Annotated in this window: 8 protein-coding genes; 2 read left to right on the forward strand and 6 right to left on the reverse strand. The window is 77.4% G+C overall.

Going from position 1 to position 13,271, the window contains the following annotated elements:
* Nucleotides 1–14: 14 nt before the first annotated feature.
* From ACFC2L_RS09985 to ACFC2L_RS10005, 5 genes are all read right to left on the reverse strand, one after another.
* Complete coding sequence (locus ACFC2L_RS09985; RefSeq protein WP_375824163.1) at nucleotides 15–4,370, reverse strand: FtsK/SpoIIIE domain-containing protein; 4,356 nt, start codon at nucleotides 4,368–4,370, stop codon at nucleotides 15–17.
* Between the two features lie 112 nt (nucleotides 4,371–4,482).
* Nucleotides 4,483–7,017 (reverse strand): ABC transporter permease, encoded by a 2,535-nt coding sequence (locus ACFC2L_RS09990; protein ID WP_375824164.1) that lies wholly within the window; start codon nucleotides 7,015–7,017, stop codon nucleotides 4,483–4,485.
* A gap of 23 nt (nucleotides 7,018–7,040) precedes the next feature.
* Entirely contained in the window at nucleotides 7,041–7,865 is an 825-nt protein-coding gene (locus ACFC2L_RS09995) for an ABC transporter ATP-binding protein (protein ID WP_375824165.1), read from the reverse strand.
* Between the two features lie 251 nt (nucleotides 7,866–8,116).
* The gene (locus tag ACFC2L_RS10000; protein WP_375824166.1) at nucleotides 8,117–8,860 is read right to left on the reverse strand and encodes a response regulator; all 744 of its coding nucleotides are present in this window, start codon (nucleotides 8,858–8,860) and stop codon (nucleotides 8,117–8,119) included.
* Nucleotides 8,857–10,422 carry a sensor histidine kinase gene (locus tag ACFC2L_RS10005; protein WP_375824167.1) on the reverse strand — a complete coding sequence of 522 codons (1,566 nt, stop codon included), beginning with the start codon at nucleotides 10,420–10,422 and terminating at the stop codon, nucleotides 8,857–8,859. Before ACFC2L_RS10005 ends, ACFC2L_RS10000 begins: the two co-directional genes overlap by 4 nt.
* 105 nt (nucleotides 10,423–10,527) lie before the next feature.
* Between ACFC2L_RS10005 and ACFC2L_RS10010 the strand changes: the two genes are divergently transcribed.
* Nucleotides 10,528–11,211: a response regulator transcription factor gene (locus tag ACFC2L_RS10010; protein WP_031316534.1), complete on the forward strand. Its 684-nt coding sequence runs from the start codon at nucleotides 10,528–10,530 to the stop codon at nucleotides 11,209–11,211.
* Between the two features lie 38 nt (nucleotides 11,212–11,249).
* A complete protein-coding gene (locus ACFC2L_RS10015; protein WP_375824168.1) occupies nucleotides 11,250–12,581 on the forward strand; it encodes an ATP-binding protein in 1,332 nt (443 codons plus the stop codon).
* 30 nt (nucleotides 12,582–12,611) lie between these two features.
* Here the strand turns inward: ACFC2L_RS10015 and ACFC2L_RS10020 are convergent, their stop codons facing one another.
* On the reverse strand, nucleotides 12,612–13,136 hold the full coding sequence (locus ACFC2L_RS10020) for a GtrA family protein (protein WP_375824169.1): 525 nt from the start codon (nucleotides 13,134–13,136) through the stop codon (nucleotides 12,612–12,614).
* Between the last annotated feature and the right edge of the window lie 135 nt (nucleotides 13,137–13,271).

Below are 13,271 nucleotides of genomic sequence, written 5' to 3' on the forward strand. Positions count from 1 at the left end.
CGGCACCCGGCGCGTCACGGCCGACGCCCCGACGGCTCGTCCCCGGACGCCCCTGACGGCCAATCGCCTGCCAGCGGCAGCGCGAGCTGCACCGGGGTGAGCCGGGCGCCCTGGACGAGCACCCCGCGCCCGGGCCGCGGCCGCCCCGGCTCGGCGAGCCACTCCAGGCCGCGACCGAACACCTCGGCGCTGCCGCGCTCACCCGGCGCCAGGACGACGCCGGCGCGCACGCCGCGCAGGTCGGCGAGCGGACCGCGCAGCGCCGACGCCGCCCCGCCGGTCGTCGCGGACGCGACGAGCACGAGGCCGTCCCGGCACGCTGCCGCGAGACGCTCGCCCTCGACCACGCAGAGCTGGACGAGGACGTCCAGGTCGTCGACGACGACCACCCCGGGCGGTCCCGGCGTCCCGCCGTCGGGCGCGTCCTCCCGCGGCGTCCCGCGCGCGCTCTCGCGCGTGCCGGCGACGGCGTCGAGGAGGGCGCCGACGTCGGCCGGCGCGTAGCGCCGCACGACGGCCGTCGGAGGACCGGCCGCCGCGGCGAGCGTGTCGTCGCGGGCGACGACAGCGCGCAGGACGCCCGCGCGCGCGAGGTGCCGCGCGAGGAGGGCCAGCGCGCTCGTGCGTCCCGAGCCGGGCGGCCCGACCACGAGCGCTCCTCGCGACACGTCCAGCGTGACGGTCCCGACGGCGTCGCCGCCCCGGCCCACCGGGACCCGGAGCGCGTCGTCCCGAGCCGGGCGCGGCCCGGACACCGGCGGGCGTGGGACGGGGGAGGCGAGGTCGGCAGGCACGACCCGCTCGGGCAGCGGCAGGAGCCGGAACGCTCCCGGGCGCGCGTCTCCGCGTCGAGGACCCGTCCCGGTGTCGGCGGCCGGGGGCGTCGTCCCCCCGGGAACGGGCCCCGACAGCGGCTGCGCGGGCAGGGCGACCTGGCACAGGACCGGCTCGTCGGTCCCGAGCCACACGGCGCGCCCCGCCGGACCTCCCCGCCCCGCGAGCGCCGACGGCACGCCCAGCGAGACGTCGTCGTGGCGGTCGCGCGACACCATGACCGCACGCACCCCGACCAGCGACGACAGCCCCGCGACCGTCGGGCCGGCGCACGACACGGCGACGGCGGCGGGGCCGGCGAGCGCGTCCGCCAGCGCGTCCGCACCGGCCCCGCCGGCCACCCCCGCGAGCACCGACCGGACGGCGTCGACGTCGTCCACGAGCAGGAGCGCCCGGTCGGCGGCGTCGATCCCCGCGGGGCGCTCCTGCCCGTCGTCGTGACCGGCGAGCAGCCGCAGGAGGCGCACGAGGCGGCGCGGGTCGCCGCGGTCGACGACCGTCCCGGTGCCCGGGTGGGCCGCGAGGTCGGCGAGCCCCGGCCCGACCGCGTGGACCGTCCACCCGCGCTCCAGAGCGGCCCACCCCACGGCACGCAGGGCCGTCGTCCGGCCCGAGCGCGCGCGGCCCAGCACCGCGAGGTGCCCGTCGTGCGGGTCCCACCGGACGACCGTCCGGCGCTGGAGGTCGGGCGCGTCGCCGAGCGCGAGGGGGAGCGTCGCGGTCGCGGTGAGCGCGGTGCCGTCCACGAGGTCGGACGGACCGTCGCCGCGGTGCGCGGGGTCGTCGGGGCGCGGGCCGGACCCGAGGGGGCCGTGGTGGGTCACGGCGGGGGCCGCGCGCACGACGTCGGCGAGGTCGTCCTGCCCGACCCGGTCGGGCAGGGCGGGCAGCCACGGCGGCGGCGCCGGGCGCAGACCGGTGCGCTCCGCGACGTCGCGGGCCGCGGCCACGATCCGGGGGAGCTGGTCGTCCCCGGGTAGGGGCGCTCCCGTGCCGGGAGCGTCGTCGGCCGGGGAGCTTCCGCGGAGGAGCCCGCGTGCGGCGCCCCACGGGGGAGCGGCGCGCGCACCCGACGGCCGGACGCGCGCCGGCGCGCCGGCGCGGGCGCACTGCACCGCGAGCGGCGGTTCGGCGCCCCGGCGCAGGACGAGCCGCCCCGGCGCCGAGGCCGGGACGACCGCCGCGAGCGGCGACTCGACGACGTCGCGCGAGTCGGCGACGTCGACCACCCGCAGGGCGAGCCGCAGGGTGATGTTGGCCCGTACGTCCGCGCTCACCGCACCGGCGGGACGCTGCGTCGCGAGCACGAGGTGCACGCCGAGCGAGCGGCCCTGGGCGGCGACGCGCAGCAGGCCGGGCAGGAGGTCGGGCAGGTCGTCGGCGAGCGCGCGGAACTCGTCCACGACGACGACGAGCCGCGGCAGACGCCCCCGGGGCAGCTCGTCGACGCTCGTCGCCCCCGCCGCGGCGAGCACGCGCTCGCGCCGGTGCAGCTCCGCGCGCAGCCCGGCGAGCGCGCGGCCCGCGAGGCCCGGGTCGAGGTCGGTCACCGTGCCCACGACGTGCGGCAGGCGCCCGCACGCGCCGAAGCTCGCGCCGCCCTTGAAGTCGACGAGCGCGAGCGACAGCTCCTCCGGCGAGCGGCCGAGCGCGAGCCCCGCGACGAGGGTCTGCAGGAGCTCCGACTTGCCCGCGCCGGTGGTCCCGGCGACGAGCACGTGCGGGCCGTCACGGACGAGGTCCACCGCCACCGGGTCGCCCCCGGGGCCGACGCCGAGCACGGCGCGCAGACCGGTGCGGTCGCGGCGGTCCGCGTCCTGCCAGCGGGCGCGGACCCACCCGGTGAGGTCGTCCGGCGACGTCGGCAGGCCGAGGAGGTCGCCGAGCGCGACGTCCGCCGGGAGCGACGGGGAGGTCGGGTCGCCGGGGTCGTGCTCGGCGGGCGCGGTGCCGACCAGCCGGCCGAGGTGGTCCGCCGCGGCGAGCCGGCGCGCGAGCGCGACCGCCCAGTCCTCGCCCGCCCCGACGTGCTCGCGCACGGTGCGCGCTCCGTCCGGGCCGGTGACCACGGCGGTCGGCCCGGTCACGTCCACGACCGTCCGGCACCACGCCGGGACGCGGGCCGCGTCGTCGAGCACGAGGAGCAGGTCGGTCCCCGCCGGCCCGAGCCGCTCCCAGGCCCGCGCCAGCTCGCCGGCGGGCGGGGCGCCGTCGACGACGAGCACGGTCGCCGCACCGGTCGGAGGCCGTGCGGACTCCAGCGTCTCGACGGCGCTCGCGCGCGGGAGCCAGCGGCACCAGGCCCAGTCGGTCGCGGCGTGCGGCGGGTGCCGGACGATCGGCACCGCGCCCGTCGACAGGAGCTCGCCGAGCACGGCCCGTGCGGCGGCGAGCGCGGCGGGGCGCGGACCGACGACGGCGGCGCAGCCGTCGGGGAGCCGAACCGGCCGGGCCGGGGCGACCGGGGGGCCGTCGGGACCGACGCCGGGGCTCGGCGGAGCCGTCCCGGGGAGAGGCGTGGCCGGTGCGAGCCGGGCGACCACCGCCCAGGTGAGCGCGTCGGCGGGCCGCGGCCGCAGGGGGTCCACGGGCGTCGTCGCGCGGGCGACGTCGGCGCCGGGAGGACCCGCGCCGTCGGGGCCCGGCCGGTGGGGCTGCGCGGTCCGGCGCGCGGCGCGGCGTCGGCGGGCCTCGACGAGCGCGGGGACGAGGAGCGCCAGCGGCCCGGCGAGCGCGAGCAGCGCGTAGAGCGGCTGGCGGAAGGTCACGGCGAGGGCGAGCGAGGCGACCGCGGGGGCGGCCGCGGTCGCGAGGAGGCCGGCGCTCGGCCGGCCCCGTTCCGCATCGACGGACGAGGGGTCGGCGGGGCCGGTGCGAGGCCCGTGCACCAGGACGGGGCGGGGCCGCAGGGCGTAGACGCCCCGCGGGGTGGCGAGGGCGTCGCCCGCACGCCAGCGGACTGCGCGCCACGACGCGACCCGGCGACCGGCCCGGGCGGGCCGCGCGACGAGGACCGCCGCGTCGTCGGGCACGCGCCGGGAGCCGCGCGGCGCGCGGACCCGGACCCGCACGCCGCGGCGCGTGACGCGCCGGTGGACGTCGAGCCCGTCGACCCGCGTCCGGCCCTGGCCCTCCGGGACCGCGACGAGCCGCCCCGCGTCCCTCCCGGCGAGGACGGCGACGTGGAGCGGGGCGGCGAGCGCGTCGTCGGGGCGGGACGCCCCCGTGACCGTGCTCCCGCCGTGGGGCGCGACCGCGAGCGTCGCCCCGGGGAGCAGGGGGCGGGTCCCGCAGCGCTGGTCGTCGTCGACCGGGACGCCGTCCACGAGCAGGGCGGCCGTGCGCAGCTCCGGGCGGCACACGAGATTGGCGACACCGGCGCGCACGTCGCCGAGACGCGCCCCGGGAGGGAGCAGGACGTCCGTGCCCGGGTGCACCGTGACCCGCAACCACGCCTCGCCCGCGTGCACGGCGTGCTCCGGGCCGGACGACGCGGGACCGGTGGTGGGGGAGGGGAGGGCTGAAGCAGGCGGCACGCGCCGATGGTGCCCGACTGCGCGGCCTCCCTGCCGGGGAACGAGCGCGCCCCTGTGGACGGAGGTCCGTCCACAGGGGCGCGCGTCGACCGTGGGGCCCGGCGAGCCGGGCTCAGTCCACGGCGAGCGCCGCGACGGGCGACGTGCGGGCGGCCGTCCGGCCGGGCACGACGGACGCGACGAGCCCTGCCACGAGTGCCACGACGAGCACGAGCGCGACGTCCCGCCACGGCACCGCGAGCGACACGTCGCCCATGACGCTCAGCGCCGTCGCGGCACCGGCCCAGCCGTACAGGACGCCCAGCACGATGCCGAGGACCGCGCCCACGCCGGCGATGAGCATGCCCTCGATCGCGAGCATCCACCGCAGCTGTGCCCGGCTGAGGCCGATCGCCCGCAGCGTCGCCGACTCGCGGCGCCGCTCGATCACGGAGAGCGACAGCGTGTTCGCCACCCCGATGAGCGCGATGACGACGGCGACCGCGAGGAGGCCCACGATGACCCCGAGGATCGTGTCGATGACGCTCTGCATGGCCGCACGCTCGACGGCGATGCCGGCCACCTCCACCGGCGTGTCCGACTCGACGATCGCGTCCTGGATCGCGGGCACGACCTGCGTCGCGTCGCCCGTGTCGTCGAGCCCGACCCACAGCCGGGACACGAGGGCGTCCGGGGCCAGGGTCCTCGCGTCGTCCGCGTCGAGGAGCCAGCCGTCCCCGATGGCCCCGACGTGGGCCGTCACGTCGAGGGTCGCCCCGTCCGGCCCGGTGAGCTCCAGGGTGTCGCCCTCGGCGACGTCCCAGGCCTCGGCGTCGGCCTCGGGGACCATGACCGTGCCCGGGGCGAACGCCGCGAGCACCTCGGGCGACCGCACGACGGCGCGCGCCTGGTCCGGGTCCACCCCGTGCATCGTCATCTCGGCGCCGTCGAGCAGCGTGACCGTCGCCGCGGAGAGCTCGACGACGCGCGAGACGCCCTCGGTCCCCGAGACGGCGCGCACCACGTCGCTCGGCACCGCGTCCTCGGTCGACCCGTAGGCGTCGGTCGCGACGAGGACGTCGACCGGGTACTGGTCGTCGAGCGCCGCGTCGAGCGACGTGCGGGCGCTCGCGGCGCCCGTCGACATCATCGCGACGAGCGTGACGCCGATGAGCAGCGCGGTGCTGGTCGCGGTGGTGCGGCGCGGGTTGCGCAGCGTGTTCGCGGTGGCGAGCCGCGCCGTCGACCCCGTGCCGGCGAGCAGCCGGCCCACGAACGACACGACGCCCGGCAGCCAGTACACGGCGCCGACGAGGACGCCGACGAACGACAGGGCGCCGCCCGCGACCCCGGCGAGGAGGCCGATCTCGGGGCTGCCGGTGCTGCCGAGCCAGATCCCTCCGCCGAGGACGGCGAGGCCCCCGAGGGTGAGCAGGGTCGCGATCACGAGGCGCACGCGGCCCCCGCCGCGCGTCAGGCTCGGCGCGTCGGCGGGGCGCAGCGCCTCGAGCGGCGCGACGCGCGTGGCGGCCCGGGCCGGGGCGAACGACGCGACGACCGTCACGAGGGTTCCCACGAGCAGAGGCACGAGCACGACCGCGGGCGTCACCGTGATGGTCGCCGGGATCGGCACGCCCAGGTCGGCACCGCGGGCCACGAGGAGCGCGACCTGGGTGAGCAGGCAGCCGAGCAGGATGCCGCCCACGGACGCCAGGACGCCCAGGATCGTCGCCTCGGACAGGACCGACCGGGCGAGCTGCGAGCGGTTCGCGCCGACGGCGCGCAGGAGGGCCAGGGTGCGCGTGCGCTGCGCGACGAGCACCTGGAACGTGTTCGCGATGACGAGTGCCGCGACGAGCAGCGCGACGGCGGCGAAGCCGAGGATGACGTACGTGAAGACGTCCTGGCCGCCCGTCATCTTCTTGGCCTGCGCCTGGGCGTGCTCGGCGGGGGTGACGGCCTCGGCCTCGTCCGGCGACGCGGCGACGATGTCGGCGCGCGCGGTCTCGAGGTCGGTGCCCGGCGCGAGGCCGACCATCGCCGCGGAGTACAGGCGCTCCGCGTCGTCGGGGCTCGCCTGGGCGGCCTCCCACGCGGCCACGTCCTCCGCCGTCACGACGACGGCCCCGCCCATCTGGGCGTACGCCCCGTAGGGGTCGTCGGTCGTCCCGACGACGGTCAGCTCGTCGCGGACCTCCTCGTACGCGCCGCCGTCGGGCGCGGAGGCGTCCCACACGTTGCGCGAGCTCGTGACGGTGTCGCCGATGCCGACGCCCAGGCGCTCGGCGACGGCGGTCGGCAGCGAGAGCTGGCCGGGCGCCGTCGGCATCGAGCCCTCGACGACCTCGAGCGCCTCGAAGCGCGGGTCGGAGGGTGCGGGGACGCCGAGCTGGAACACGCGCTTCGCGCCGTGCGACAGGTCGAGGTAGGTGAACTGGACCGCGTCCACCGCGTCGACGCCCGCGACGGAGCGCAGGGCGTCCACGTCGGACGCCGTGAGGTCGCTCGGCGCGGAGACGACGAGGTCCGCGTCCGCGAACTGCGCGGCGATCGAGTCGTTCGTGGTCTGGGTGATGACGTTGCCCGCGATGAGGGTCGCCGTGACGAACGCCGTCCCGATGACGATCGCGACGCCGGCCGCGACGAGGCGGCCGATGCTGCGGCGCATCTGCGCCAGGGTGAGGCGGAGCATCAGGCGCGCACCGCCTGCGACGCGGTCGGGGCGGAGCCGTCGGCGCCGGGCGCCTCGAGCGTGCGCAGCGCGTCGAGCCCCGCGAGCACCGACTCGGGCGTCGGGTCGCTGATGTCGCCCGCGATCCGCCCGTCGGCGATGAGCACGACGCGGTCCGCGTACGCGGCGGCCGTCGGGTCGTGCGTCACCATGATGATCGTGCGGCCGAGCTCGCGGACGGACCGGCGCAGGAAGCTCAGGACCTCGGCGCCCGAGCGCGAGTCGAGGTTGCCCGTCGGCTCGTCGGCGAAGACGACCTCCGGCCCGGCGATGAGAGCGCGCGCGATGGCGACGCGCTGCTGCTGCCCGCCCGACAGCTCGCTCGGCCGGTGGCTGAGGCGCGCCTCCAGGCCGAGCGTGCGCACCAGGGTGTCGAACCACGCGCGGTCGACCTTGCCGCTCGCGAGCTCGACGGGCAGCGTGATGTTCTGCTCCGCGGTGAACATGGGCAGCAGGTTGAACGACTGGAACACGAACCCCACCCGGTCGCGGCGCAGCTGCGTGAGCGCGTTGTCGTTCAGGCCCGTGACCTCGGTGTCGCCGATGAAGGCGTGGCCGCTCGTCGCGGTGTCCAGCCCGGCGAGCAGGTGCATGAGCGTCGACTTGCCCGAGCCCGACGGCCCCATGATGGCCGTGAAGTGGCCGCGCTCGAAGTCCACGTCCACGCCGTCGAGCGCGTGCACCGCCGCCTCGCCCGCGCCGTAGGTCTTGCGCAGCGAGCGGGCCCGCACCGCGGGCGGGCCGGCGGGTGCGGGGTCGGTGGGTCGGTACACGGTCGTGTCCACGTCATCTCCTGGGTTCGTCGTCGAGGACGGTCGTCGGGTCCGTCGCGCGCTCACGCCGACCAGGGTCGGAGGCGCGCGCCGGGGATCGTGGACGACGCTACGGACCGGCCCGGCCCGCCGCGTCCGGCGAGGGTCGGGTCCTGCACGGGAGGCAGGTCATCCCGTGGTCGTAGAGGGCCCCGCGTCGAGGGCTGACACGACGACGCCCCACGGGTCCGGGGACCGGTGGGGCGCCGTCGGGTCGCGGCGGGTCAGGCGCCCGGGCGGACCAGGCCCGTCTCGTAGGCCGTGACGACGGCCTGCACGCGGTCGCGCGCGCCGAGCTTGGCGAGGATGCGCCCGACGTGCGTCTTGACCGTCGCCTCGGCGACGAACAGGTCGCTCGCGATCTCGGTGTTGGACCGGCCGCGCGCCATGAGCACGAGCACCTCGCGCTCGCGCTCGGTGAGGCCCTCGACGGCGGCGTGCGCGGGGGAGTCGTCGGCCTGTTCCGCGGGCAGGGCGGTCACCAGGTGCTCGAGCAGGCGCCGGGTGGAGGACGGCGCGATCACGGCGTCGCCGCGGTGCACCGTGCGGATGGCGGCGAGCATCTCCTCGGGCGGCGCGTCCTTGAGCAGGAACCCGCTCGCGCCGGAGCGGATGGCCTCGAGCACGTACTCGTCGAGGTCGAACGTGGTGAGGACGATCACCTTGGGCGCGTGCCCGCCGTCGGCCGCCGCTGCGGTGAGCCGGGCCGTCGTCTGGAGCCCGTCGAGGTGCGGCATGCGGACGTCCATGAGCACGACGTCGACCGGGTGGTCCGCGAGGAGGCGCAGCGCCTGCAGGCCGTCGCCGGCCTCGACCGCGACCGTGAGGTCGGGCTGCGAGTCGATCACCATGCGGAAGCCCGCGCGCACGAGCTGCTGGTCGTCGACGAGCGCGATGCGCACGGGCTCGAGGGGAGCGAGCGGGTCGGCGGCGTACGCCCCGTCGAGGTCGGGGAAGGCGTCGGTCATGGTGTCCTGTCGGTCGGTCGGTGCAGGGCCGGGCGCGAGGGGTCGGCCCCGGCCGGCGGTGGCGGTGGTGGCGCGGCCGTCGGCGTGACCGGGCGGCCCGGGGCCATCCTGCCCGACGGCGCGGGGGCGGGTGCGGGGACGACCGGCCCCGGGGGCCGGGGGAGGGCCCCCGGACCGGGAGCCGCGCCCGGCAGGGCGGGCACGGGGATGCGCAGGTGCACGCGGAAGCCGCCGCCGGGACGCGGGCCCACCTGGACGGTCCCGCCGAAGAGCGCGGCCCGCTCGCGCATGCCCAGCACGCCGTAGCCCCCGGGCCGGGCGTCCTGGCGCGCCGCGGCGCTGGTCGACGCGCCCCGCCCGTCGTCCTCGACCTCGAGGTCCAGGGTCGCGACGCCCCACCGCACGACGACGGTGACCTCCGGGTCGGGACCGGCGTGCTTGAGCACGTTGGTCAGCGCCTCCTGGCACACGCGGTAGACCGTGAGCCCCGCCCCGGGCGGCAGCGGGCGCGCCTGCCCGACGCGGACGAAGGACACGCGCATGCCGCTGTCGCGCACCTGGGCCACGAGCGTCTCGAGGTCGGCGGTGTCGGGCTGAGGGGCGCGCTCGAGCGCCGCCGTCGCGCCGCTCGCGGGCGCCGGGTGGCCGGGTGCGGCCGGCCCGTACGGCGAGCCGGCGGGCGGCGCGCCCGCCGGGCCCCGTCCCGGCAGCGCGAGGGTCCCCCCGGGCCCGACGGCGGCCCCCGGCGGCGCGACGACGCGCGGCTGCTCCGTCCGGAGGACGCCGAGGAGCCGGCGCATGTCCGCCAGCGCGGTGCGCCCCGTCTCGGACACGGTCGCGAGCGCGCGCGTCGCGGCGTCGGGGTCGTGCGCGGCGGCGTACCGGCCGCCGTCGGCCTGGGCGATGATGACGGAGAGCGAGTGGGCGACGATGTCGTGCATCTCGCGCGCGATGCGGGCGCGCTCGGCGGCGGTCGCGATCTGCGCCTGCTGGTCGCGCTCGACCTCGAGGCGTTCCGCGCGGTCGACGAGCGCGGCGATCGTCTCGCGCCGGGAGCGGCGCACGAGGCCGAACGCCCACACCGCGAGGAACGTCATGCCGCCGAACGCGGACGTGAAGAAGACCATCGTCGCGAGGTCGGTGAGGCGACCGGACATGAGGCCCAGCGCCACCCCGAGGACGACCGCGCCGACGAGGGAGGACACGATGGCCGTCCGGTGCGCCCAGCGCGGCCCGTAGACCGTGACGGAGTAGAGCGCGACGAGCACCGCGAAGTCGGCGGGGAAGATCAGGAAGTAGCCGGCCAGCAGGTGCACCAGCGCGACGGAGTACACCGTGATCGCCGACGCGAGCGGTCGGGACCGGCGCCAGGGCAGCGGCGCGAGCAGGAGCGCCGCCCAGAACGCGGCCCAGCCGCCGCTCGTGCCGACGCCGCTCGCGCCGGCCGAGGAGAACGCCGCGGACGCGGGCACGAACACGACGGCGAGGACGAGCGTGACGGTGAGGTCCACACCGAACCGGTGCTCGTCGGACCACTGCCCGAGCCGCTCGTACCATCCCATGCCGTCAAGCCTAGGCAGAGGGCGGCGACGGGGCGTCCGACCAGGGTCGCAGAGTTCACGAGACACGATGGGACCGAAGTCGTACTGATGCCCTAGCATGAGCGAATGACCCACGTACTGCTAGCGGAGGACGACCCGGCGATTGCCGAACCTTTGGCGCGCGCACTGACACGTGAGGGTTACAACGTCGTCGTCCAAGGAACTGGTCAAGGAGCGATCGACTCCGCGAGCGGTGCGGACATCGTGGTGCTCGATCTGGGCCTTCCGGACATGGACGGCCTCGACGTCGCGCGCGAGATCCGGCACAAGGGTCTCACCACCCCGGTGCTCGTGCTCACCGCCCGGGCCGACGAGGTGGACCTCGTCGTGGGCCTGGACGCCGGCGCCGACGACTACGTGACGAAGCCGTTCCGGCTCGCCGAGCTGCTCGCCCGGGTCCGGGCGCTCCTGCGCCGCTCGCACGGCGAGCAGGTGGACGAGGAGGAGCTCGCGGCGCAGGACGTCCGCATCGACGTCTCCGCGCACCGCGCGTTCCAGGGCGAGCGCGAGCTGCACCTGACCACCAAGGAGTTCGAGCTGCTGCGCGTGCTCGTCGCGAGCGCTGGCTCGGTCGTCGTGCGCGACGCCCTCATGCGCGACGTGTGGGGCTCCGAGCCGGTCGGCTCGACCAAGACGCTCGACATGCACGTGTCGTGGCTGCGCCGCAAGCTCGGCGACGACGCGAACGCGCCGCGCTACATCTCGACCGTCCGCGGTCTCGGCTTCCGCTTCGAGACCGGCGAGAGCTGACCGACCGGGGACGAGGGACACGGGGAGCGAGGAGCAGCGTGCGGCGTCGGATGCTGCAGGCGACGGTGGCGGCCGTGGCCGTCGCCGTCATCCTCCTCGGGTTCCCGCTGGCGTTCTACGGCGCGCGGTTCGTGCTGCAGGGGGAGGTCGACGACGTCACGTCGCGCGTCGAGCGTCTCTCGCGCTCGATCGACGCGCGCCTCGCCGCGGGCGACGAGATCCCGGACTACGTCATCACGGACGCGGTCCAGCCCCGCGCGAGCGACCCTCCGGCGCAGGTCTACGTCACCCTGCCCGACGGGACGGTGCTCACGGCGGGCGAGGAGATCACCGGGCGGGGGATCGAGCAACCGCTGCACTCCGAGTCGGGTGCGCTCGTCACGCTCACCGTCTCCTACTGGGACGCGTACCTCCGGGCGGCGCAGGTCGTGCTGCTCGTCGTGGCCGCGGCCATCGTCGCGTTCGCCGCGGGCATCGGGATGGCGGTGTGGCAGGCGAACCGCATCTCGGCACCCTTGGTCTACCTCGCGGCGTCCGCCGAGCAGCTCGGCTCGGGACAGGTCCGCCCGCGGCTCGAGCCGTCGGGGGTCGAGGAGATCGACCTCGTGGCCGCCGAGCTCGCGCGCAGCTCCGACCGGCTGGCGGGCCGGCTCGCGGCGGAGCGCCAGTTCGCCGCGGACGCGTCGCACCAGCTCCGCACGCCGCTCACGGCGCTGAGCATGCGGCTCGAGGAGATCTCCCTGGCCTCGGACGACCCGGCCGTGCAGGAGGAGGCCCGGATCTCGCTCGAGCAGGTCGAGCGCCTGGTCGGCGTCGTCGACGACCTCCTGGCCTCGTCGCGGCGCGCGCAGGGCGGGACGACGGAGGCCGTCAGCCTGCTCGACGTCGTGCACCAGCAGGAGGAGGAGTGGGTCCCGACGTTCGCGAAGGCGGGCCGTGAGCTCGTCGTCGACGTCCCGGCGGAGTACCAGGTGCTCGCGACGCCGGGGGCGCTCGCGCAGGTCCTGGCGACGCTCATCGAGAACTCGCTCAAGCACGGCGGCGGGACGACGACGGTCCGTGCGCGCCCGTCCGGCACGAGCGGCGCGATCGTCACGGAGGTGTCGGACGAGGGCGCCGGCGTCCCCGACGACCTCGCCCCCCGCATCTTCGAGCGCGAGGTGACCTCCGGCGCCGGCACGGGCCTCGGCCTCGCGCTGGCGCGCGACCTCGCGGCGTCCGACGGCGGTCGGCTCGAGCTGGCGCAGCGTCGGCCCGCGGTGTTCGCGCTCTTCCTCGCGGGGGTGCCGCGGCGCCTCGACCCGCGCGTCGTCCTGCCGACGGGGGTCGCGGTCTCCGCGCACGGCCGGCGTCGGCGCCGCCGCGGCTGACGTCTCCCCGCGCGTGCTGCGCCGGGCGCGTCAGCGTGCCGCGGCTTCCTGGGGCGCGGTATGGGCGTCCGCCGCACGGTCGCCCGTGAACACGAGACGCCGGTAGGCGACGTAGCGGAAGGCGGTGCCGAGCGCGAGCCCGACGACGTTCGCCGAGATGTTCTTGGCGAGCGGCGACGTGAGGCCGAGCGCGTACGTGGAGATCGCGAGGCAGCCGACCGCGATGAGCATCCCGCCCACGTTGACGACGACGAACGCCGCGAGCTCGCGGCCGCGTGTCTGCGTCCGGCGCGTCGAGAACGTCCAGTAGCGGTTGCCGACCCAGGCGACGAGCGTCGCGACCGCGACGGACACGATCTTGGCGGTGAGCGGCTTGTGGCCGAGGACCTCGCCCGGTCCGAAGCTGAGCAGGTTGAACAGGCCCAGGTCGACGACGTAGGCGACCGCGCCGACGGACCCGAACTTCGCGAGCTCCCGCACCCGGGCGAGGACGCGCTCGCGCCGCGGCAGGGCCGCCGCGTTCGCCTCGGCTCGCCGGTCCAGGTCGCTCGTCACCCTCCGAGGCTACCGGGCGCTCCTGAGCGTCGCCCGGGTGCCGGGGCGGTCGCCGGGGCGGGGGACGGCCGGCGGGCCGACGGACCGACGACGGCCGCCGCGTCCGGAGTCCGGTCCCGGCGCGGTCCCGCGGCG

It is taken from the genome of Cellulosimicrobium sp. NPDC055967 (assembly GCF_042269845.1).
Taxonomy (GTDB): Bacteria; Actinomycetota; Actinomycetes; order Actinomycetales; family Cellulomonadaceae; genus Cellulosimicrobium.